This window comes from Leifsonia poae (genome assembly GCF_050632865.1).
GTDB lineage: Bacteria > Actinomycetota > Actinomycetes > Actinomycetales > Microbacteriaceae > Leifsonia > Leifsonia poae_B.
In genome coordinates, this window is sequence record NZ_JBODSA010000003.1 from 499,165 (window position 1) to 520,415 (window position 21,251).

The following is a 21,251-nucleotide window of genomic DNA, read 5'->3' on the forward strand; positions in this document are numbered from 1 at the left end:
CTGGGACGGCTTCAGATGTCGCCGGCGGTCGCGATCGGGGCGAGCACGGCGCGCGCTAGCGAGTGGAAATGCGCGTTGAAGCCGAGCACGGCGGGCGTGGACTCCGGGTCCAGGTCCAGGTGCTCGACATCCAGGGCATGCACGACGATGTCGTAACGGTGGGTTCCGGTTCCGGGAGGGGGACCCGCGCCGGTGAAGCTCTTCGACCTCATCTCGTTGGAGAGCATGGCGGCGCCCTGGGGCAGGTTGGCGCCGCCCTCGGCGCCCGCGTTCGACGGCAGCTCGGTCACCGACGCGGGGATGTTGTAGACGGCCCAATGCCAGAAGCCCGAGCCGGTGGGCGCATCCGGGTCATGGATGGTCACGGCGAAGCTCTTCGTCTCAGCCGGGAAGCCGGACCAGGACAGCTGCGGCGAGATGTCGCCGCCTCCGCCGCCCGCGCCCCAGTGCTCGCGAGCGAGAGGAGTGCCGTCCGCGACGTCGTCGCTCGACACGGTGAACATGGGGACAGCGCCGAAGCGCTCGAGGGGATCGTGTGCCATGGCGTCAGGCTACGCCCGCCGACCGAGCACTCCCGCTATGCCCGCGTGGCCGGCGCGACGGGTCGCGACGGCGTCCGCTTGCGGAAGCGTCGCGGAAGGCCGGTCAGCCCCCAGAGCGTCACGCGCGCCATCGCCTCCACGACGATCCCGCCGCCCATCTTGGAGGCTCCGCGCTCTCGCTCGACGAAGGTGATCGGCACCTCTACGATCGAGAGTCCAGCCTCGTAGGCCCGGCGGGTCATGTCGATCTGGAAGCAGTACCCCTGACTGTCGGTGCGCTCGTACTGCAGAGCGCGAAGGGCGTCGGCGGTGAAGGCGCGATAGCCGCCGGTCACATCCTTGACCGGAAGTCCCAAGGCGAGACGCGAATAGGCGCTGCCGCCCCGCGAGATGAACCGGCGGCCTGCGGGCCAGTTCACGACGCCGCCCCCTCGACCCAGCGCGAGCCGAGAACGACGTCGGCGCCGGGCAGATCGCCGGCGCCCGGGGCCTCGTCCGAGTCACCGCGGAGAGCCCCGAGGAGGCGCGGCAGCTGCTCGGGCTGGTGCGAGCCGTCCGCGTCCATCTCGACGATCGCCGAGTAACCGGCATCGAGCGCCCAGGTCATGCCGGCGCGGTAGGCGGCGCCGAGGCCGTCCTTGCCTGCGCGGTGAAGCACATGGACACTGGCGTCGGTCGCGGCGAGCGCGTCCGCGAGTTCACCCGTGCCGTCGGGCGACCCGTCGTCGACGATCAGCACATCGGCATCGGGTGCCGACACGCGTACGCGTCCGACGATCGAGCCGATGTTCTCGCGCTCGTTGTACGTCGGGATGATGACGAGGGTTCGCACGACCCGCCTTTCTGTCAGGGGCGAGCCCCACGCATGCATTCACCATGTCGCACCAGTCTGAACGGCAGGCGAACGAACCTTCCGGCGCTCACAGGTCAACGATCCTACGATCATCGGGCGGCCGGAAGGCTCGCCTACGATAAGGCGGTGGCCGTCCCGAAAGTGCTCCTCTTCTACGTCTTCGCCCCGCTGGCCGACCCGGATGCGGTCCGCCTGTGGCAGCGGGAACTCTGCGAGCGCCTGAATCTCCGCGGCCGAATCCTCCTGTCCACGCAGGGAATCAACGGCACCCTCGGCGGCGAACTCGATGCGCTGAAGCGGTACGTCCGCGTCACGAAGGAGTACGCCGCCTTCCGCGAGCTCGACGTCAAATGGAGCGAAGGTTCCGGCCTTGATGCGGACAATGCGAGCGTCGATTTTCCGCGGCTCTCGGTGAAGGTCCGGGAGGAGATCGTGTCGTTCGGAGCGCCCGACGAGCTTCGCGTGGACGAGAACGGCGTCGTGGGCGGGGGCGCTCGGCTCGACCCGCAGGCGCTCCACGCGCTCGCCGCCGAGCGCGACGATCTGGTGTTCTTCGACGGCCGTAATCGGTTCGAGGCGGGCATCGGGCGGTTCAAGGATGCGGTGGTCCCCGATGTGGCGAACACCCGCGAGTTCGTGGAAGCGCTCGACAGCGGCGCCTACGACCATCTGAAGGATCGCCCCGTCGTCACCTACTGCACCGGCGGCATCCGGTGCGAAGTGCTCTCCTCTCTCATGGTGTCGCGCGGGTTCCAGGAGGTCTACCAACTGGACGGCGGCATCGTCCGCTACGGCGAGACGTTCGGCGACGACGGGCTGTGGGAGGGTTCGCTCTACGTGTTCGACGGGCGCGGGTCGACGACGTTCAGCGACCATGCAGCCGTGCTCGGCCGGTGCGTCGCGTGCGGCCACCCGACGAGCAGGATGCGCAACTGCATCGACCCCTCCTGCCGTGAACAGCTCGTCGTCTGCGAGGACTGCGGGTCGGGCGCCTGCGTGGTCCACGCGGCCTGACGGCCCTCCTCCGGCTCGGCGAATCTCTCCACATCGCCGACAGCGAACGGGTTCTCCCCAGCCTCGCGGAAATCTTGGCGCGGGTCTTGCGTTGCCGCCATCATGAACAGCATGGATCCGGTAGCCACCATCGTCTGGATCGTGTCGTTCGTCGTCGTCACGGTCACGGTCACCGGCCTGTCCCGCAGGGTGGGCTGGTCGGCCCCTGTCGTGCTGGTGTTCGTCGGTGCGGCGGCGTCGTTCATCCCCGGGGTTCCCGAGGTGGTGCTCGAACCGGAGGTGGTGCTGTTCGGGCTCCTGCCACCGCTCCTGTTCGCGGCGGCGATCCAGACGTCCATCGTCGACGTCCGGGCTAGGCGCGACGGCATCCTCCTCCTCTCGGTCGGGCTGGTGGCATTCACCGTGCTCGTCGTCGGCTTCGCCACCTTCCTGGTGGTGCCGGCGATCACACTGGCCGCGGCCTTCGCGTTCGGGGCGGTCGTCGCGCCGACCGACACGGTGGCCGTGCAGGCGATCGCCGGGCGCGCCCGCCTCCCCCGGCGACTCATCACCGTCCTCGAGGGCGAGAGCCTGCTCAACGACGCGACTGCCCTCGTCGCGCTGAACGCCAGCATCGCGGCCATCGTCAGCGTGGTGAACCCCTGGGCCGTCGGCGGCGACTTCGTGCTCGCGGTGGTCGTCGGGGTCGGCGTCGGGCTCGGCCTGGGGCTCCTGCTGGCGATGATCCGCAAGCAGCTGCGGTCGCCGGTTCTGGACACGTCGCTCGCGCTGGTCACTCCCTACCTGGCGTTCATCCCGTCCCAGCTGCTACACGGCTCGGGGGTGCTCGCGGTTGTGGTCGCGGGTCTCTACCTCGGCTACCGCTCCCCGACGATCCAGACGGCCGAGGCGCGGATCGCAGAGACGATCAACTGGCGGACGATCAGCTTCCTGCTCGAGAACGCGGTCTTCCTCTTCATCGGACTCGAGCTGCGGACGATCCTGACCGGGGCGTTCACCTCTGGAATCACGGTGCCGCAGACGATCGTGATCAGCATCGTCGTGCTGCTGGCGATCTTCCTCGCGCGTTTCGTGTGGATGATCGGCACGACCTGGCTGTACCGCAACGGGCCGCAGCGACTCCGGGAGCGTGGATGGTCGTGGCCGACGGGCATCGCGGTGTCGTTCGCAGGGATCCGCGGAGTGGTGACGCTGGCCGCAGTGTTCCTGCTGCCGGAGGTGACGCCGCATCGGGAGTTCCTGCAGTTCCTGGCGTTCGTGGTGGTGGTCGCGACCCTGCTGGAGGGACTGGCACTGCCCTGGGTCATCCGCCGGCTGAAGCTGCCGCCGCCGGACTTCGCGCAGGAGGCGAGCGAGATGCAGCGGCTGCTGGCGGAGGCCCAGTCGGCCGGGCTGGAGCAGCTGGAGGCGCAGGTGACGGGTGACGAGGACGAGCGGGTGATCTCTCGGCTGCGGATCAACGCGCTGTTCCTCTCCGACGCGCTCGAGAACCCGTCGCCGGATGAGAGCTCCGACCTTCCGATGGAGTACCGCCGACTGCGCCGGACGATGATCGTCGCCGAGCGGCAGGCGGTGCTCGAGGCGCGGGCGGAGGGGCGGTATCAGGAGCCGGCCGTGCGGTCGGTGCTGGCCTTCCTGGACGCGGAGGAGTCGGCGCTCAAAGCGGGCGGGACCGACGGGAAGAAGTCGCTCATGTAGGGCGCGAGGCGGCGAGGGCGGCGGCGACGAACGCGGCGGGGGCGCAGGCTGCGGGGGCGCAGGCTGCGACGAGGGTCCGTGCGAACGTCAGCGGACGATCGTGTCGTCGCCGGGGGCGTCGACCGCGGCGCGGACGGCCGGGTCGAGCAGCAGGGCGGCTCCGCGTCCGCGCTGTGCGCGGGGGCGGCGCGCCCACAGGCGGGAGCTCTTCGAGGAGAGCGCGATCACCACCAAGATGTCGAGCGCCAGGCCCAGCAGGTTGTTCTTGAGGGAGATCTGCGGGCCGCCGTTGAAGAAATCGATCGCTGAGAAGACGATGATGAGCGAGCTGTAGGTCATCGCCGCGATGCGCGCCCAGTTGCTGCCGAAGAAGACCAACAGCGCCAGGAGGAAGTACAGCACGAGCCCCGCGCCGAAGAGGCCCATCACGATGCCGAGAACGAGGCTGACGGTCGCCTGGTCCGCGCCGTCCACCTGCTCCGCGGCGCTCAGCTGCGAGGCCACGAAGCGGTTCCACTCGATCAGGTTCAGGGCGATGTAGCCGACGCCGGCCACTACGCGAAGCATCATCAGCAGCACACCGAGGGTGGTCGGGACCGGTCGGCGTTCGGCGAGCGCGATGCGGCGGGCGTCCGCGTCCGCCGCGACCGAGACGCCTTGCGCGTCCACCTCGACGCCGGTGAGGTCCACGATCGGGAGGTCGCCGTCCGTCTCGATGGTGTCGCCGCCCCCATTCCGGGAGTGGTAGCCGGTCGAGAAGTCGCGGATCACCGTCACCGCGACGCCGATGTCCGCGTCCACCAGGGTGGACACGATGTGATCCCGCTCGATATCGGTGTTCGCGTCGATCTTGTGCGTGATCTGCAGCGTGAACAGCGAGAACCCCACCGAGCGGTCGAACGTCCCCGCCGCCAGCCACTCGACCCGACGGCCGCCGGGCAGCAGCCAGCCTTCCGGGCAGCGCCAGAACCGGACGTGGTGACGTTTGGCGGGGTTCCCCTTCACCTCCTGCTGGTACGCGACATCCTGCTGCCGCCCGAACAGGAACAGCGGGCTCACCGGGGCTTCGTCGTAGCTGCGCCGCAACAGCGTCGAGGAGATGATCCGGCCGCTCGACCGCAGCGTGACGTCGTCGGCCCGCGTCCACCCCGCGGCGCGCATGGCGTCGTCGAGTTGAGCCTCTGAGCCGAGGAGGGCGAGGTTGATCGGGTCCCCGAGCAGCCCGTCGCTCGTCCGTGCGCGGCCGATGAAGTAGTCCGGCACGTAGATCTCGGTCAGGATGCGGTGCAGCCGCGGCAGCACGAGGTACGCGAGCACGATCCAGAAGATCAGGAAGAAGAGGATGAGGAACCAGCCCCACTCGAAGCTCTCCGTGAGCACGAGCCACGCCAGCCAGACCGCGGCGGCCCCGCCGAAAACGAAGAAGGCGTAGTCGAGCACCGAGCTGAAGGACGCGCGGCGACGCGGCGCCGAACGGCTCTTCGGCACCTCCAGCGGCTCCCCCGTGCGGGCCATGGCGCCATCCTAGAGCGCCGGGCCGCGCCGACGTAGGGTGAGCACATGACCGACATCCAGGCTCGCGGCGCCGAACTGCGCCGGCTGCACGACGCCCCAGAACTCCTCCAGGTCGTGAACGTGTGGGACGCGATTAGCGCCCGCGTCATCGCCGACCTCCCCGACACACGCGCCCTCGCGACGGCCAGCCACTCCATCGCGGCGACCCTCGGGTACGAGGACGGCGAGAAGATCTCCCTCGACCTCATGCTGGACATGGTGGGCCGCATCGTGAACGCGACCGACCTGCCGGTCAGCGCCGACCTCGAAGGAGGCTACGGGGACACGGGCGAGACCATCCGCCGGGCGATCGGCGTCGGCGTGGTCGGCGCCAACCTCGAGGACCGGATGCGCCCGTTCGACGAGGCTGTCGCGTCCGTCCGGGCCGCCATCGCCGCGGCGGACGCCGAGGGCGTGCCCTTCGCGCTGAACGCGCGCACCGACGTCTTCGTGCGCAACGCATTCCCCACCGACGACGAGAAGATCGAGGAGGCGGTACGCCGCGGCCGCGCCTTCCTCGACGTGGGCGCCACCTGCGTGTTCGTGCCCGGCAAGCTCGACGAGCGGACGGTGCAGCGCCTGGTCGGCGGCCTCGGCGAGCGCCGCCTCAGCGTCATCGCCGTCCCCGGTTCGCTGACGCCGGCCCGGCTGCAGGAGCTTGGGGTGGCGCGGGTCTCCTACGGTCCGTGGACGCAGCGCGTCGCCCTGACCGCGCTCCGCAACACGGCTCTGGAACTGTATGCGGGAGGGGTCCTGCCACAGGGCACGCAGCCGCTCAACTGAGGGAAGGGAGCAGAACGCCCGGCGTAGGGTGACCCCATGAGCGACTTCCGGGCGATCGTGATCGAGCAGCAGGTCGACGGCGGGCGGATCACCGCCCACACCGCGGAAGTCCGGCGCGTGACCGACGCCTTCCTCATGCCAGGGGACGTGACGATCGCCGTTGAGTTCTCCGACCTCAACTACAAGGACGGCCTGGCGATCGCGGGGCGCCCCGGCGTCGCCCGCACGTCCCCGCTGATCCCGGGGATCGACATCGTGGGCACGGTGGAGGAGTCCGCAGATCCGCGCTGGCGGCCCGGGGACCGGGTGGTTCTGAACGGCGCGGGCCTCGGCGAGTCGCACCACGGCGGGCTCGCGGAGAAGGCACGAGTGGGCGGGGATGCACTCGTCCGCATCCCCGACTCGATCACGTCCGAGCAGGCGGCCGCCATCGGCACGGCCGGCTTCACCGCTATGCTCGCCGTCCTGGCTCTCGAGCGCAACGGCGTCGATCCGACGGAGGTCGCGGAGAGCGGCAGCAGCATCCTCGTCACCGGCGCGGCGGGCGGAGTCGGCTCGGTCGCGGTGGCCCTGCTGGCGAAACTGGGTTACCCGGTCACCGCATCCACGGGCCGTGTGGAGGAGGCCACCGATTACCTGACCGATCTCGGCGCCAGCGCGGTGATCGACCGCTCCGAGCTGGATGCGCCGGGCAAGCCCCTCCAGTCGCAGCGCTGGGCCGGCGCGATCGACTCGGTGGGCAGCCAGACCCTCGCGACCGTGCTCGCGCAGACGCGCTACGGCGGAACCGTGGCCGCGTGCGGCCTGGCGCAGGGTCCCGACCTTCCCACGACCGTGCTGCCGTTCATCCTGCGCGCGGTGACGCTCGTGGGCATCAACTCGGTGGAGGCGCCACCCGCGCTCCGCGAGACGGCCTGGCGCCGGCTGGCGAGCGACCTCGACGAGGAAGCCCTCGCGGCGATGACGCGGTTCGTCACGCTGTCCGAGGCGGTTCCGGCGGCCGACGACATCCTCGCCGGGCGGCTGCGAGGCCGGACCGTGGTCGACGTCCGCGCGTGAGCCGGCGCGCGGTGGACCGCTCGGTATGCTGACGCCATGATCGTCCTCGCCACCGTCGTGGTCACGCTCGCAGCCGCGCTCCATATCGCGATCTTCTTCATGGAGAGCATCGCCTGGACCCGACCCTCCGTGTGGAAGCGCTTCGGGCTGAAGAGCCAGGAGGCCGCCGAGACGACCCGCCCGATGGCCTACAACCAGGGCTTCTACAACCTGTTTCTGGCGATCGGGGCGATCGTCGGCCTGATCCTGTACGGCGTCGGGCAGCACATCGCGGGCATCACCCTGATCATCTTCACCGCGGCGAGCATGCTCGCCGCCGCCATCGTGCTCATCACGACGGGACGCGGCTACCTGCGCCCCGCGTTCATCCAGGGCATCCTTCCGCTGATCGGCCTGGTGCTGCTGCTGGTGGGCCTGTTCAACGGCGAGAGCTGAACGGCGTAGCCTTCCGGCATGGCCATCGTCGGCAGCATCCTGATCGCCGTGGCGGCGGTCGTGCACCTGGTGTTCTTCGCGATGGAGAGCATGCTGTGGTCGTCGCCCGGGGTGTGGCGCCGCTTCGGGCTCGGCTCGCAGCGCGACGCGGACATCGTGCGGCCGATGGCGTACAACCAGGGCTTCTACAACCTGTTCCTGGCGGGCGGCGCCGTGGTCGGGCTCGCCCTCTACTGGACGACCCTCCACGAGGTGGGCTTCGCACTGGTCTTCTTCTGCGGCGTCTGCATGGTGCTCGCCTCGCTGGTGCTGGTGACGACGGGCCGCCGGTTCTGGGGTGCGGCACTGCTGCAGGGGACGCTGCCCCTGGTGGGCCTCATCCTCTTCGTGATCGCGGAGACCCGCTAGCACCGGGACGCACGCCGACGATCAGCCGTCGGCCCGCCCGGACGACGTGGTCGAGCCGACCGGTGGCGCACTCCTCCATGACCTCGGCCATCGTCAGCGCGGCAGCGCGCGCGTAATCGCGGACGGTCATCGCCGGAGCGGCGAGCGGGGGAGGGCGTGCGGACGAGTCATCATGCCCGTCAGTGTCGCCGCGCGGGCGAGCCCGGCGGATCGGTGGGGCTACGCAGCCACTACCGAAGCCTGCCGCGTCAGTCGATGACCTCGCCGTCGGCCGTGAGCTCGCTGCCGTCGACACGCAGCGCCTCGACGAGCCGCGCCGCGTGCGGGGTGGTGACGATGACGCGGGAGTACTCCTCCCCGTCCAGGTCGATGACCACCGCGGCGCGCGTCTTGCCCTTGATGAGCAGGAAGTCTTTGCCGCCGTGGAACTTCCACGTGCCGATGGACAGGGTGAGCGGCACGGCGGCACCGGGTGCGCGGATGCCGCGGATCCAGATCCAGGGGTCCTCCGTGATGGCGACCGAGCGGATGCTGTCCCGCGGCACGGTCAGGTCGTCGCGCTTCACGGCCAGCACCTTCTCCGCCCGCGTGAGGCGGATCTCCAGGCGATCGGGGTGAACGTGCAGGTCGGCCATAGCTCTATCCTGCCAAGCCGAACGCTCCGGCGGGTCATAGGAACCTCACAAAGCGATCACGTTCACATTCACGAAACGCTTCATGCGCTGCCATGTATCCTTCTCGACGTGGCAACGCAGCGACGAACTCCGGGCTCGCAGACTTCACTTCGTGAAGCCAACCGAGCCCGCATCGTCGACGCCATCAAGAAGCACGGCGGCCTCACCCAGGTCGAGCTCGCGGGTGCGACGGGCCTGTCCGCCGCGACGGTCTCGAACATCGTCAAGGAGCTGTCGACCTCCGGCGTGCTGCATACGACGCAGAGCATCCGCTCCGGCCGCCGCGCCCAGCACGTCACCCTGGCGCACGCACTAGGGCTGGTCGTCGGCGTCCACTTCTCCACCCGGCACCTCCGCGTGGCGCTCGCCGATGTGGCCCACACCGTCGTCGCCGAGAACCACATGCCGCTCGCGCGCGACCATCGCGCCGACAACGAGCTCGACAAGGTCTCGTTGCTGCTCAACGACATGCTGGAATCGGTGGATGCCACCCGCGACGATCTGCTGGCCGTGGGCATCGCGGTGCCCGCGCCGATCGACCGCGCGACAGGCACCATCGCCCGAAGCGGGATCATGCGCGGCTGGGACGGCGTGACCATCGCCGAGTCGCTGGAGCGCCGGATCAAGCGACCGGTGTTCCTCGACAACTCGGCCAACCTGGCGGCGCTCGGCGAGTCGCGGTTCGGCGCGGGACGCGGCAAGCGGAACACGATCACGCTCGACGTGGGCGACGGGATCGGCGCCGGCCTCATCCTGAACGGCCAGGTCTTCAGGGGCAACCACGGCGTAGCCGGCGAGTTCGGTCACACCACGATCCGCGAGAACGGACCGCTCTGCCGCTGCGGCAACCGGGGGTGCCTCGAGGCGCTGGCGGGCGGGCCGGCCATCCTGGACGAGCTGCGCGACCACCTCGGCAGCCTGAAGCTCGGCGACGTGGTGATCCAGGCGATGGCCGGGGACGCACGCTGCATCCGCGCGATCGCGGACGCGGGCCGGCACATCGGCGTGGCGACCGCGAACCTGTGCAACCTCCTCGACCCCGAGCGGGTCATCGTCGGCGGCGAGCTCGCGCGGGCGGGCGAGTTGCTGCTCGGCCCGATGCGCCACTCCGTCGAGCGCTCGATCATCGTGAACCCGGACCTGATGCCGGACATCGTCCAGGCCCAGCTCGGGACGCGCGCGAGTGCCCTGGGTGCCGTCGCGTACGCCGTCGACTGCGTCTCGATCACCTCCGACGGCGTCTCGTACTGAACGCGCTCTCAGGATGCCCCCGAAAACGGGCTCGAACCGTTATCGAAAGTCTTGACTTCAAGTCTTGACGCCAAATCCCCCACCTGGCACACTCAACCCAGCCGCCAACGAAGGCGGTCCCGAATCGGAGGTTTTTCAATGAAGATCGCCACCAAGAGAGCGGTCATCGCGTCGGCCGCGATCCTGCTCACAGCCGTCACCCTCACAGCGTGTTCGAACGGCTCCGGAAACAGTTCGGGCGGAAGCACGAAGGACGCCGCCAACGCCCAGATCGGCCTTCTCCTTCCCGACTCCGTGACCGCCCGCTACGAGGCCGCGGACAAGCCGTTCTTCGAGGCCAAGGTCAAGGAGCTCTGCTCCGGCTGCAAGGTCCTCTACGCGAACGCGGACGGCGACGCCAGCAAGCAGCAGCAGCAGGCGGAGTCCATGCTCACCCAGGGCGTGAAGGTGCTCGTCCTCGACCCGTTCGACGGTGAGGCGGCCGCCTCGATCGTCGGCGAGGCGAAGGCGAAGAACGTTCCCGTCATCTCCTACGACCGACTGATCAACAGCAAGGACAGCGACTACTACATCTCGTTCGACAACGAGAAGGTCGGTCAGCTGCAGGGCCAGGCGCTGGTCGACAAGCTGAAGAAGGACGGCGTGGCCTCGGGCGCCGGCATCCTGATGGTCAACGGGTCGCCGACGGACAACAACGCCACCCTGTTCAAGAAGGGCGCGCACAGCGTCATCGACTCGAGCGGCTACAAGGTGCTCGCCGAGTTCGACACCCCCGGATGGGACCCCGCGAAGGCCCAGGACTGGGTGGCCGGCCAGGTCTCGCAGTTCAAGGACCAGATCAAGGGCGTCTACGCCGCTAACGACGGCACCGGCGGTGGCGCGATCGCGGCCATGAAGGCGGCCAACGTCAGCCCGCTCCCCCGGTGACCGGTCAGGACGCGGAGCTCGCGGGCATCCAGCGGATCCTCGCCGGCGACCAGTACATGACCGTCTACAAGGCCCTCCAGCCGGAGGCCGAGAAGGCAGCAGAGCTGGCCGTCTCGCTCACCAAGGGCGACAAGCCGAAGGGTGACACCACCGTCAACACGGCGGGCGGCGCGGCGATCCAGTCGTTCCTGCTGACCCCGGTCGCGGTGACGGTCGACAACATCGAGAGCACGGTCGTGAAGGACAACTTCTACGGCTCGGACTCCGTGTCGAAGATCTGCACCCCCGACTACAAGGCAGCCTGCGACAAGTACGGCATCAAGTAACCCGATAGGACGATCCCGGCCCGGGTCGCGCACATCCCTCCGGATGGCGCAGCCCGGGCCGGGTGGTTCCGCTCTAGCCTGAGAAGCAGGAAGCATGCTCCGCACAGCTCGAAGGAGAACGCCGTGACCATGGAATCCCCCACCCTGGACGAGGAGCGGTCGACCCGCCGGCCCGTCCTCTCGCTCCGCGGGGTCTCGAAGGGGTTCGGCGCCGTCCAAGCGCTCACCGACATCCACCTCGACGTCTACGCCGGTGAGGTCGTCGCCCTGGTCGGCGACAACGGCGCGGGCAAGTCGACGCTCGTCAAGATCCTCGCGGGCGTGCACCCGCAGGATGCCGGGACGATCGAGTTCGACGGACAGGAGGTGAGCATCCCCACACCCGCCGCGTCGCGCGAACTCGGCATCGCGACGGTGTTCCAGGACCTCGCCCTGTGCGACAACCTCGACGTCGTCTCGAACCTGTTCCTCGGCCGCGAGATCGCCCGCGGGACGCTCGACGAGGAGGAGATGGAGAAGCGCTCGTGGAGCCTGCTCCGCCAGCTCTCGGCGCGCATCCCGTCGGTCCGCATCGCGGTCGCATCCCTCTCCGGCGGTCAGCGCCAGACCGTCGCCATCGCCCGCTCGCTGATCGGCGAGCCGCGCGTGGTCATCCTCGACGAGCCGACCGCCGCGCTCGGCGTCGCGCAGACGGCAGAAGTGCTCAACCTGATCGAGCGCCTGCGCGAGCGGGGCTGGGCGTCATCCTGATCAGCCACAACATGGCCGACGTGCAGGCCGTCGCCGACCGGGTCGCGGTGCTGCGGCTCGGCCGCAACAACGGCGACTTCCGGGTTCCGGAGGTCAGCTACGAGGAGATCATCTCTGCCATCACCGGCGCCACGGACAACGTCGTCGTCCGCCGCGCGGAGCGGCTGATGGAGGCCGAAGACGCTACGGAACGGAGCCCGGAAGCATGACCAAGGCAGACCAGCCCACCGGGGCGGCGGAGCGCATCGACGGCGAGGCGCCGGCGCAGCTCGCGGCCGACCTCCAGGATGAACGACTCATCCGCGACGAAGGACTGCTCGGCGCCGTTCGCGCGTTCGGCCGCCGCGTCCGCGTCGGCGACCTGGGGTCGCTCCCGGTCGTCATCGGGCTCGCGGTGATCTGGGTCGTCTTCCAGATCCTCAACCCGAACTTCCTCAGCGCCAACAACCTCGTCAACCTGACGCTGCAGTGCGCGGCGATCGGCACGATCTCGATCGGCATCGTGCTAGTGCTGCTCCTCGGGCAGATCGACCTGTCCGTCGGCTCGGTCAGCGGCGTCGCGGCGGCCATCCTGGGCGTCGGTTTCACGCAGCTGAACTGGCCGCTGTGGCTCACGGTCATCGTCGCGATCCTCGCCGGATCGGCGATCGGCCTGCTGTACGGCTTCCTGTTCACGCGGTTCGGCGTCCCGAGCTTCGTGATCACGCTGGCCGGTCTGCTCGGCTTCCTCGGCCTGCAGCTCTGGATCCTCGGGCCGAACAGCTCGATCAACATCCCCTACGACTCGTGGATCGTGCAGTTCGCCCAGCAGTGGTTCCTCCCGCCGTGGGCGGCCTACGCGCTCGCGGTGATCGCGGCGGCCGGGATGTTCTACTCCGACCTGCGGCGCAACATCCGCCGCCGCAAGGCGGGGCTGTCCGAGGGGTCGATGACCATCGTGGCGGTGAAGGCGCTGCTGCTGCTCGCCGGGCTGTGCATCAGCGTCTGGTACCTGTCGACGGACCGCGGAACGGGCGCGATGTTCCTGTTCTTCGTCGTCCTCGTCGTGCTGATGAACTTCTTCCTGACCCGCACCCGCTGGGGCCGGTCGATCTTCGCGGTCGGCGGCTCGGTGGAGGCGGCACGCCGCGCCGGTATCAAGGTGAACCGCGTGTTCATCAGCGTGTTCGTGCTGACCTCGACGTTCGCGGCGGTCGGCGGTCTGCTCGCGGCGGCACGCCTCGCCTCGGTGAGCGCGTCCTCCGGAGGCACGGACACCAACCTGAACGCGATCGCGGCGGCGGTCATCGGAGGCACGAGCCTCTTCGGCGGCCGCGGATCGGCGTGGTCGGCGCTGCTCGGCATCCTGGTCATCCAGTCGATCTCGAACGGCCTGACACTGCTGAACCTCGACTCGTCGTACCGCTTCATGATCACCGGCGCGGTGCTGCTGCTCGCGGTGATCATCGACTCGCTGTCGCGCCGGTCGCGCGAGTCGCACGGCCAAGCGTAGCGACGCGGTCCCGCACGAGAGGCGGGCGTGGGAGAGTGGTGGGGTGACCCGCACCACCACCTTCCGCGCCCGCCTTCTGCGTTCCGGCGCCGAACCGCAGACGGTCACGGTGCGATCGTCGTCGGATGCGCCGCCGCGCACGCTGCGCCGCGCGGCGGGCGGTGGCGGGACGCTGAACTTCGACGTGTACGCCCTACTGGACGCCGACGGCTGGCCGGCGAGCGCGACGTACACGTACGTCGCGTCGCTGTCCCGGGAGCCCGCCGCCCCCGACGCCTGACCCGCTCCGCCCCTCCCGTGAAGTGCAGCTAGTTGCGCAGTTCGACGGCGTGTCGACCGCAAGAAGCTGCACTTCGGCGGAGGTGGGAGTGGGGATGGGGGCGGCGCCCGGGGCGGGTTACGCCGGGGTGGCGGAGGCGGCGGCGCGGGCCGCGGCGGGGAGGGCGTCCAGGATGCGCGAGACCGCCGCGTCGTCGTGCGCGGCCGTGACGAACCACGCCTCGAAGACGCTCGGCGGCAGCGAGACGCCCGCGTCGAGCATCGCGTGGAAGAACGCCCGGTAGCGGAACGCCTCCTGACGCTGCACCTCCGCATACGTCCTCGGCGCCTCGGCGAAGTCGCCGAAGACGAAGCTGAAGAGGTTGCCCGCGTGCTGCACCCGGTGGGCGACGCCCTCGGCCGCCAGAGCCTCGGAGACCGCGGCCGAGACGGTGCCGGCCACCGCATCCAGACGCTCGTAGACGGCCGCGTCGGCGTGAGCCAGGGTGGCCAGGCCCGCAGCGACGGCGACCGGGTTCCCGGAGAGCGTCCCGGCCTGGTACACCGGGCCGGCCGGGGCGAGGAAGTCCATGATCTCCGCGCGTCCGCCGAGCGCCGCCAGCGGCATTCCGCCGCCGATGACCTTGCCGAAGGTGACGAGGTCGGGCGTGTAGCCGCGGTCGAGGCCCCAGTAGCCGGCCGCGCTCACGCGGAAGCCGGTCAGCACCTCGTCGAGGATGACGAGGGCGCCGTACTCGTGCGCGAGCTCGGTGAGCGCCGCGTTGAAGCCCGGCTCCGGCGGGACGACGCCCATGTTCGCGGCGGCGGCCTCGGTGATGACGGCCGCGATGTCCGGGCCCTGCGCCTCGAAGACGGCGCGGACCGCATCCAGGTCGTTGTACGGCAGGACGATGGTCTGCGCCGCCGTCGCCTCGGTCACACCGGCCGAGCCGGGCAGAGCCAGCGTCGCGAGACCGGAGCCGGCCTGCGCCAGAAGGCCGTCGGAGTGGCCGTGGTAGTGCCCGGCGAACTTGATCAGCAGCGGGCGGCTGGTGAAGCCGCGGGCGAGACGGATCGCGCTCATCGTCGCCTCGGTGCCCGTGGACACCAGCCGCAGCTTCTCGACGAACGGGACGCGGCCGATCACGGCCTCCGCGAGCTCGGTCTCGGCCGGAGTTGATGCGCCGAAGGACAGACCGCGCGCGGCCGCCTGCTGCACCGCCTCCACGACGGCGGGATGGGCGTGGCCCAGGATGGCCGGACCCCACGACGCGACGAGGTCGACGTACTCGCGGCCCTCGGCGTCGGTCACGTACGGCCCGCGGGCCGAGACGAGGAACCGCGGAGTGCCGCCGACCGAGCCGTAGGCGCGCACCGGCGAGTTCACGCCGCCGGGGATGACGCGCTGGGCGCGCGCGAACTGCGCGGCGTTCACATCGCTCGTCGTGTCGGTCATCGCAGCCACCCCGCCACCTCGGTCGCCCAGTAGGTCATGATCGCGTCGGCCCCCGCGCGCTTCGCGCCGACCAGCGTCTCCTCGATGATGCGGTTGCGGTCGATCCAGCCGTTCGCGGCCGCCGCCTCCACCATCGCGTACTCCCCCGACACCTGGTACGCCCAGACCGGCACGTCGCTCAGCTCGGCGACGTCGCTGAGCACGTCGAGGTAGCTGAGCGCCGGCTTCACCATCAGGATGTCGGCGCCCTCCTCGAGGTCGAGGCGCGCCTCGCGCAGGCCCTCGCGGCGGTTGGCCGGATCCTGCTGGTAGGCGCGGCGGTCGCCCGAGAGCTGCGAGTCCACGGCCTCACGGAAGGGCCCGTAGAAGCCGGACGCGTACTTGGCCGCGTAGGCGAGGATCACGACGTCGGAGTGCCCGGCGTCGTCCAAGGCCTCGCGCACGGCCGCGACCTGGCCGTCCATCATGCCACTGAGGCCGAGGAGCTGGGAGCCGGCCTCAGCCTGGGCGACGGCCATGTCGCGGTAGCGGAGCAGGGTGGCGTCGTTGTCGACGTGACCCTGCTCGTCGAGCACGCCGCAGTGGCCGTGGTCGGTGAACTCGTCGAGGCAGAGGTCGGTCTGCACGACCAGGGCGTCGCCGACCTCGTCGGCGAGCACGCGCGTGGCGACGTTGAGGATGCCCTCGGGGTCGGTCGCGGCCGAGCCGACCGCGTCCCGGGTCTCGGGGACGCCGAACAGCATGAGCCCGCCGACGCCGGCCTCGGCCGCCTCGTTCGCGACCCGCTTCAGCGAGTCGAGGCTGTGCTGCGAGACGCCGGGCATCGAGCCGATCGGGACGGGCTCGGTGGCGCCCTCGCGCACGAACAGCGGGAGGATCAGCTCAGCGGGGTGGAGGCGGGTCTCGGCGACCAGCCGGCGCATCGCCGGGGTCTGCCGCAGCCGTCGGGGGCGGATGACGGGGTGCAGTTCACTCACTCACATCAGCCTACGCCTGGCTCGCTGAGCGGTTTCCGAACGCTAGTCGTCGGCGGCGGATCGCGCGACGGCGACCTGGACGACCGCGTCGATGAGGGAGGCGGCGGTGCGCTCGGCGGCGATGACATCCACCCGCAGGCCGAAGGCCCGGGCATCGCGGGCCGTCTGCGGGCCGATGGCGGCGATGAGGGTCGACTCGGGAACCGGTCCCAGCTGCTCCTGCACCTGCTCGGCGACCGATCCGGACGTGACGAGGATGGCCTGGAACAGGCCGTCACGCACATCGGTGACGACGCTCTCGGGCACGGGGACGCCGACGGTGCGGTACGCGACCACCGACTCCACGTCGTGCCCGATGCGGCGAAGACCCTCGGTGAGCAGCGGCTTGGCGATCTCGGAACGGAGCGTGAGTACGCGCAGCGGGAACGCGCCCTGTGTGGCGGCCTCCCACTCGGCGAGCAGGCCGCGTGCGGAGTTGTCCTCCGACGGCACGAGGTCGACGTGGTAGCCGGCCGCTGCCAGTGCGGCGGCGGTCGTCTCGCCGACGGCGGCGACCCGGGTGGTCGGCGGAACGACCGCGCGCTGGGCGCTGAGGACGTCGACCGTGGTGGCGCTGGTGACCGTCATCCAATCGAAGTCGCCGTTCGCGAGGCGGGCCAGTGCGGCCTCGAGCGCCGGGGCGTCGGCGGTCGGGGCGAAGTTGATCATCGCGGCGACCACCGGGGACGCGCCCTTCGAGCGCAGGTCGGCGGCGACGGAGTCGCCCCACGGGCCGCCGCGCGGAACCAGCACCCGCCAGCCGGCGAGCGGTTTCGGGGTCGGCGCCGTGTTCGTCATCGGGTGCTCCCCAGCGGCGCGAGGTCGGCCGCGCCGGCGTCCAGCAGCTCGGCGACCACGCGGGCACCGACGTCCTGCGCGGCCTCCTCGAGGTGGGCGGCGCTGAGCGAGTCAGGGGTCGCGGCGTGGGATGCGGTCAGCTGCGCCGTTCCGTCCGGCCGGTACACGGTCGCGGTGAGGAACAGCAGTCCGTCGTCGACCAGCGCAGTGGCGCCGATCGGCGCCGCGCATCCCGCCTCGAGTCCGGCGAGCACGACGCGTTCGGCCACGACCGAGGCGTGGCTGGTCACGTGGTCGACGGCCGACAGGGCCCGGGCGACGGGGCCGCGTCCCTTCTCGTCGCCGGCGCGCACCTCGAGCGCGAGCGCACCCTGCCCCGGGGCGGTCGGCATGAGCGAGAGGGAGAAGTAGTCGGTCACGGCGTCGAGGCGGCCGAGACGGGTGAGCCCGGCGGCGGCGAGGACCACCGCATCCAGCTCGCCGGCGGCGACCTTGCCCAGGCGCGTGTCGACGTTGCCGCGCAGGTCGACGACGTCGAGGTCGGGACGCTGCGCCTTCAGCTGAGCGACGCGGCGGGGCGAACCGGTGCCCACCCGCGCGCCCTCGGGCAGCGTCTCGAGCGTCAGGCCGTCACGGGCGCAGAGCGTGTCGCGGGCGTCGGCGCGCTTCGGCACCGCGCCGACGACCAGCCCGGGAGCGGGCGCGGTCGGAAGGTCTTTGAGGGAGTGGACGACGAGGTCGACCTCGCCCGCCCGAAGGGCGTCCCGCAGGACCGTCGCGAAGACACCCGTGCCGCCGAGCTGCGCCAGCGACTCTCGCGACGTGTCGCCCTGCGTGGTGACCGTGACGAGCTCGACGTCCAGTCCGGTCGCCCGGGCGATCGACTGCGCGACCGCCGTCGTCTGCGCCACGGCCAAGGCGCTGCCACGCGTCCCGACCCGCAGCACGCCGTCGCGGCGCTCGGCCGCGCCGTCGACCCTCGTCACGGTCCCGGTCACGGCGCCAGCCCCGCAGCCGCCGGCTTGAAACCGAGTCGGACGTTCTCGCAGCACCCCGGACGGCACACGTCGTACCAGGGGCCGAGCGAGGTGACGGCGGGACGCTGGTCGACGGGGACGCCGTCGCGGCGCTCCAGGACCAGGTCGACGAGACCCTTCACGAAGGTCGCGTGGGTGCCGGGGGTGGGGACGCGGACGGCCACGAGGCCGTTCTCGTCACTGGTCTCCATGGCCTCGTTGTCGAGGTCCCAGAGCACTTCCATGTGGTCGCTCATGAAGCCGAGCGGCACGATCACGACGGCCTTGACGCCGGTGGCGGGAAGCTCGGCGATGCGGTCGTTGATGTCCGGCTCGAGCCACGGCATCGAGGGCGGGCCGGAGCGGGACTGGTAGACCAGATCCCACCCGACGGTGCCGCCGGTCGCGGCGTGCGAGACGACCTCCGCCACGGCCAGGTGCTGCGCGGCGTAGGCACCACCCTCCCCGAACCCGCGCTCGGCAGGGCCGGACTTCGCGGCGTCGCTCGACGGGATGGAGTGCGTCGAGAACAGGATGCGCACCTCCTTCGCCGGGTCGAGGCCGGGCAGCTTCTGCTGCAGCTCGTCGATGGCGTTCTTCACGCCCTCGATGAACGGCTCCACGAAGCCGGGGTGGTCGAAGAACTGGCGCACCTTGTCGATCTCGATGCGGCCGAGCAGGCCGGTCGACTCGAGGGCGGCCGCGTAGTCCTCGCGGTACTGGCGGCAGCTCGAGTACGAGGAGTAGGCGCTCGTCGCGATGGCGATCAGCTTGGTGAAGCCGCGCTCATGGGCCTCGCGCAGCGCGTCGGCGAGGTACGGGTCCCAGTTGCGGTTGCCCCACAGCACCGGCAGTTCGATGCCGCGCGAGGCGAGCTCCGCCTCCAGCGCCGCCTTCAACTCGCGGTTCTGGTCGTTGATCAGGCTGACGCCGCCGAAGTGGCGGTAGTGGTGGGCCACCTCCTCCAGACGCTCCTCGGGGATGCCGCGCCCGCGGGTGACGTTGCGGAGGAACGGGATGACGTCGTCCTGGCCCTCGGGACCGCCGAAGCCGGCGAGCAGGATCGCGTCGTAGGCGACCGGCTCGGTCACGTGCTCCGGCCCGGACGCCGCGGCCGGGGTCGCGCCCAGCACGCGCTGGGCCGTCTGCGCATCCGTCACTGCAGGACCTCCACGAGCTCGGCGGCCGTGATGCGCCGGCCGGTGTAGAACGGGACCTCTTCGCGGACGTGGCGGCGGGCCTCGGTGTACCGGAGCTCGCGCATCATGTCGACGAGATCGGTGAGCTCGTCGGCCTCCATCGGCAAGATCCACTCGTAGTCGCCGAGCGCAAACGAAGCGACGGTGTTGGCGAGCACATTGCGGAACGCGGCGCCCTTGCGCCCGTGCTCAGCGAGCATCTTGCCGCGGTCCTCGTCCGGGAGCAGGTACCACTCGTAGCTGCGCACGAACGGATAGACGCACAGCCAGTTGCGCGCCTCCTTGCCCCGCAGGAAGCCGGGGACGTGCGCCTTGTTGAACTCGGCGTCGCGGTGCACGCCCATGGCGTTCCAGGTGGGGAGGAGGGTCTTGAGCAGGCGGGTGCGACGCAACTGGCGGAGACCCCACTGCAGCGTCTCGGCCTCCGGGCCGTGCAGCCAGATCATCACGTCGGCGTCGGCGCGCAGGCCGGAGACGTCGTAGAGGCCGCGGGTGGTGACGCCCTGCAGCTCGATGTCGGCGATCACGCCGTCGAGCTCCTGCACGGCCTTGGGCACGTCGGTGCCGTCGAGGTCGTCGGGACGGGCGGGGTCGCGGCGCAGGACGGCCCAGAGCGTGAAGCCGGAGGGGGTGTCGTTGGGGGTTTCGGGGGCGGACGACTCTGCCGGAGCGGCAGCCGGGGTACTCATACCCACAGTCTCCCTCGCAAACCTGGGAAGGCCAAAAACGGGCGCCGGCTCACCGGCGGACGAGGCTCACGACGCCCCAGACGATTCCCGCCACGGCGACCGCCGCGCCCACCGCGATGCCGACCAGCGCGACGGGGTTCTCCGCACGCAGACGCTGGATGCGCTCGGCCGTGCGCTTCGGCACGTTGAGTTTGTACTCGATGGCGTCCACGGTCGCCGCGAGCTGCGCCCGCGCCCGCTCGACGTCGCTGCGGTCAGTTGTCATACTTCCCCAGTCCCTTCAGCGCGTCGGCGTCCAGCTTGACGCTGTCGATGGTCTGCGACGGGGCGACGCCGTCCATCCTCTTGAACGAGCGGACGCCGATGAGCACGAGTACGACGGCGATGATCACCAGGGCCCCGAAGACGATCAGCGCCGCAGCCCAGGCCGGGAGCGCGACCGCGATGCCGAGGATGGCCGCTGCGATGAGGACGCCGAGCGCGTAGAACAGCAGGAGCGCCGCTCCCACGAGGAGGCCTATGCCGACCCCGGCATACTTGGCCTTCTCGGCGAACTCGGCCTTGAGGTGGTTCAGCTCGGCCTTGAGGAGCCCGATGACGAGCTTGGGCAGGTCGGAGACCAGCTGCCCCAGGGACTTGGCCCGCGCGCTCTCGGCGCGTTCGCGGTCGGTCATCGCGTCTCCCCTCGTCGTTTCCGTACAGTACCCCCGTCAGGGCGTGGTGTTGCTGCGTCCCTGCGCCGAGGCCACCGGGGGCGCCTGGTACGGCGCCTTGGCCTCACGGCGGCGGTCGTTCGCCCGGACGACGAGCTTCTTGACCGTGATGTACGCGGTCTCCGGGAACTCGCCCACCTTGTCGGCGACGAAGTCCTGGGCGCTGTGCACCTGCTTCTGCACCGTCGGCGACTCCCAGACCTTGGTGGCCGCGGCCTTGATCTGCTCGTAGCGCTCGCGCCCAGCGCGGGCGCCGAGCACGAAGCCCACCGCCGCTCCGGTGACGAAGAGGATCTTGCCGCGCATCGCGCCTCCCAGTGTCTCGATCAGTCCGTGTCGA

Annotated in this window: 23 protein-coding genes and 2 pseudogenes; 12 read left to right on the plus strand and 13 right to left on the minus strand. The window is 70.5% G+C overall.

Features of this window, described 5'->3' with window-relative positions:
- Nucleotides 1–11: 11 nt before the first annotated feature.
- Together ACRAWB_RS12535 and ACRAWB_RS12540 are read right to left on the minus strand one after the other, a co-directional pair.
- Nucleotides 12–542, minus strand: a complete 531-nt coding sequence (locus ACRAWB_RS12535; RefSeq protein ID WP_431353626.1) for a YbhB/YbcL family Raf kinase inhibitor-like protein — start codon at nucleotides 540–542, stop codon at nucleotides 12–14.
- 35 nt (nucleotides 543–577) lie between these two features.
- Nucleotides 578–1,374, minus strand: a pseudogene (locus ACRAWB_RS12540) (polyprenol monophosphomannose synthase).
- Nucleotides 1,375–1,521: 147 nt separating this feature from the next.
- Between ACRAWB_RS12540 and ACRAWB_RS12545 the strand changes: the two are divergent.
- Both ACRAWB_RS12545 and ACRAWB_RS12550 read left to right on the plus strand, forming a co-directional pair.
- Nucleotides 1,522–2,409 carry a rhodanese-related sulfurtransferase gene (locus ACRAWB_RS12545; RefSeq protein WP_431353627.1) on the plus strand — a complete coding sequence of 296 codons (888 nt, stop codon included), beginning with the start codon at nucleotides 1,522–1,524 and terminating at the stop codon, nucleotides 2,407–2,409.
- 111 nt (nucleotides 2,410–2,520) lie between these two features.
- Nucleotides 2,521–4,107 carry a cation:proton antiporter gene (locus tag ACRAWB_RS12550; protein ID WP_431353628.1) on the plus strand — a complete coding sequence of 529 codons (1,587 nt, stop codon included), beginning with the start codon at nucleotides 2,521–2,523 and terminating at the stop codon, nucleotides 4,105–4,107.
- Between the two features lie 87 nt (nucleotides 4,108–4,194).
- On the opposite strand, the gene ACRAWB_RS12555 is transcribed toward ACRAWB_RS12550, so the two are convergent.
- Nucleotides 4,195–5,622: an LssY C-terminal domain-containing protein gene (locus ACRAWB_RS12555; protein ID WP_431353629.1), complete on the minus strand. Its 1,428-nt coding sequence runs from the start codon at nucleotides 5,620–5,622 to the stop codon at nucleotides 4,195–4,197.
- Between the two features lie 45 nt (nucleotides 5,623–5,667).
- Between ACRAWB_RS12555 and ACRAWB_RS12560 the strand changes: the two genes are divergently transcribed.
- From ACRAWB_RS12560 to ACRAWB_RS12575, 4 genes are read left to right on the plus strand one after another with little or no spacing between them, the layout of a single operon-like run.
- Nucleotides 5,668–6,444, plus strand: coding sequence for an isocitrate lyase/PEP mutase family protein (locus ACRAWB_RS12560; protein WP_431353630.1), 777 nt, complete (start codon nucleotides 5,668–5,670; stop codon nucleotides 6,442–6,444).
- Nucleotides 6,445–6,480: 36 nt separating this feature from the next.
- Complete coding sequence (locus tag ACRAWB_RS12565; RefSeq protein WP_431353631.1) at nucleotides 6,481–7,503, plus strand: MDR family oxidoreductase; 1,023 nt, start codon at nucleotides 6,481–6,483, stop codon at nucleotides 7,501–7,503.
- 36 nt (nucleotides 7,504–7,539) lie between these two features.
- Nucleotides 7,540–7,938: a DUF1304 domain-containing protein gene (locus ACRAWB_RS12570; RefSeq protein ID WP_431353632.1), complete on the plus strand. Its 399-nt coding sequence runs from the start codon at nucleotides 7,540–7,542 to the stop codon at nucleotides 7,936–7,938.
- An 18-nt stretch (nucleotides 7,939–7,956) separates the two neighbouring features.
- Nucleotides 7,957–8,346: a DUF1304 domain-containing protein gene (locus ACRAWB_RS12575; protein WP_431353633.1), complete on the plus strand. Its 390-nt coding sequence runs from the start codon at nucleotides 7,957–7,959 to the stop codon at nucleotides 8,344–8,346.
- A 248-nt stretch (nucleotides 8,347–8,594) separates the two neighbouring features.
- Here the strand turns inward: ACRAWB_RS12575 and ACRAWB_RS12580 are convergent, their stop codons facing one another.
- Entirely contained in the window at nucleotides 8,595–8,981 is a 387-nt protein-coding gene (locus ACRAWB_RS12580; protein WP_431353634.1) for a hypothetical protein, read from the minus strand.
- Nucleotides 8,982–9,089: 108 nt separating this feature from the next.
- Between ACRAWB_RS12580 and ACRAWB_RS12585 the strand changes: the two genes are divergently transcribed.
- The 6 genes and pseudogenes from ACRAWB_RS12585 (at nucleotide 9,090) to ACRAWB_RS12610 (ending at nucleotide 14,046) form a co-directional block, all read left to right on the plus strand.
- Nucleotides 9,090–10,271 carry an ROK family transcriptional regulator gene (locus ACRAWB_RS12585; protein WP_431353635.1) on the plus strand — a complete coding sequence of 394 codons (1,182 nt, stop codon included), beginning with the start codon at nucleotides 9,090–9,092 and terminating at the stop codon, nucleotides 10,269–10,271.
- 138 nt (nucleotides 10,272–10,409) lie between these two features.
- On the plus strand, nucleotides 10,410–11,198 hold the full coding sequence (locus ACRAWB_RS12590; RefSeq protein WP_431353636.1) for a substrate-binding domain-containing protein: 789 nt from the start codon (nucleotides 10,410–10,412) through the stop codon (nucleotides 11,196–11,198).
- Nucleotides 11,195–11,524, plus strand: a complete 330-nt coding sequence (locus ACRAWB_RS12595; RefSeq protein ID WP_431353637.1) for a D-xylose-binding protein — start codon at nucleotides 11,195–11,197, stop codon at nucleotides 11,522–11,524. Before ACRAWB_RS12590 ends, ACRAWB_RS12595 begins: the two co-directional genes overlap by 4 nt.
- Before the next feature lie 129 nt (nucleotides 11,525–11,653).
- A pseudogene (locus tag ACRAWB_RS12600) lies at nucleotides 11,654–12,483 on the plus strand (ATP-binding cassette domain-containing protein).
- A complete protein-coding gene (locus tag ACRAWB_RS12605; RefSeq protein ID WP_431353638.1) occupies nucleotides 12,480–13,766 on the plus strand; it encodes a sugar ABC transporter permease in 1,287 nt (428 codons plus the stop codon). Before ACRAWB_RS12600 ends, ACRAWB_RS12605 begins: the two are co-directional and overlap by 4 nt.
- A gap of 43 nt (nucleotides 13,767–13,809) precedes the next feature.
- Nucleotides 13,810–14,046, plus strand: coding sequence for a hypothetical protein (locus ACRAWB_RS12610; protein ID WP_431353639.1), 237 nt, complete (start codon nucleotides 13,810–13,812; stop codon nucleotides 14,044–14,046).
- Nucleotides 14,047–14,163: 117 nt separating this feature from the next.
- On the opposite strand, the gene hemL is transcribed toward ACRAWB_RS12610, so the two are convergent.
- The 9 genes from hemL to ACRAWB_RS12655 all read right to left on the minus strand — a co-directional run bounded on the left by hemL (nucleotide 14,164) and on the right by ACRAWB_RS12655 (nucleotide 21,217).
- Nucleotides 14,164–15,480 carry a glutamate-1-semialdehyde 2,1-aminomutase gene (hemL, locus tag ACRAWB_RS12615; RefSeq protein WP_431353640.1) on the minus strand — a complete coding sequence of 439 codons (1,317 nt, stop codon included), beginning with the start codon at nucleotides 15,478–15,480 and terminating at the stop codon, nucleotides 14,164–14,166.
- The gene (hemB, locus tag ACRAWB_RS12620) at nucleotides 15,477–16,403 is read right to left on the minus strand and encodes a porphobilinogen synthase (RefSeq protein ID WP_431354514.1); all 927 of its coding nucleotides are present in this window, start codon (nucleotides 16,401–16,403) and stop codon (nucleotides 15,477–15,479) included. The genes hemL and hemB overlap by 4 nt, the downstream gene beginning before the upstream one ends.
- A 96-nt stretch (nucleotides 16,404–16,499) precedes the next feature.
- Nucleotides 16,500–17,294, minus strand: a complete 795-nt coding sequence (locus tag ACRAWB_RS12625; RefSeq protein WP_431353641.1) for a uroporphyrinogen-III synthase — start codon at nucleotides 17,292–17,294, stop codon at nucleotides 16,500–16,502.
- Nucleotides 17,291–18,292 (minus strand): hydroxymethylbilane synthase, encoded by a 1,002-nt coding sequence (gene hemC / locus ACRAWB_RS12630; RefSeq protein WP_431353642.1) that lies wholly within the window; start codon nucleotides 18,290–18,292, stop codon nucleotides 17,291–17,293. The genes ACRAWB_RS12625 and hemC overlap by 4 nt, the downstream gene beginning before the upstream one ends.
- Nucleotides 18,289–19,470, minus strand: coding sequence for a ferrochelatase (locus ACRAWB_RS12635; protein ID WP_431353643.1), 1,182 nt, complete (start codon nucleotides 19,468–19,470; stop codon nucleotides 18,289–18,291). The genes hemC and ACRAWB_RS12635 overlap by 4 nt, the downstream gene beginning before the upstream one ends.
- Nucleotides 19,467–20,198, minus strand: a complete 732-nt coding sequence (hemQ, locus tag ACRAWB_RS12640) for a hydrogen peroxide-dependent heme synthase (RefSeq protein WP_431353644.1) — start codon at nucleotides 20,196–20,198, stop codon at nucleotides 19,467–19,469. Before hemQ ends, ACRAWB_RS12635 begins: the two co-directional genes overlap by 4 nt.
- 49 nt (nucleotides 20,199–20,247) lie before the next feature.
- A complete protein-coding gene (locus tag ACRAWB_RS12645) occupies nucleotides 20,248–20,463 on the minus strand; it encodes a DUF3618 domain-containing protein (protein WP_431353645.1) in 216 nt (71 codons plus the stop codon).
- On the minus strand, nucleotides 20,453–20,872 hold the full coding sequence (locus tag ACRAWB_RS12650; RefSeq protein WP_431353646.1) for a phage holin family protein: 420 nt from the start codon (nucleotides 20,870–20,872) through the stop codon (nucleotides 20,453–20,455). The genes ACRAWB_RS12645 and ACRAWB_RS12650 overlap by 11 nt, the downstream gene beginning before the upstream one ends.
- Before the next feature lie 36 nt (nucleotides 20,873–20,908).
- The gene (locus ACRAWB_RS12655) at nucleotides 20,909–21,217 is read right to left on the minus strand and encodes a hypothetical protein (RefSeq protein ID WP_431353647.1); all 309 of its coding nucleotides are present in this window, start codon (nucleotides 21,215–21,217) and stop codon (nucleotides 20,909–20,911) included.
- Between the last annotated feature and the right edge of the window lie 34 nt (nucleotides 21,218–21,251).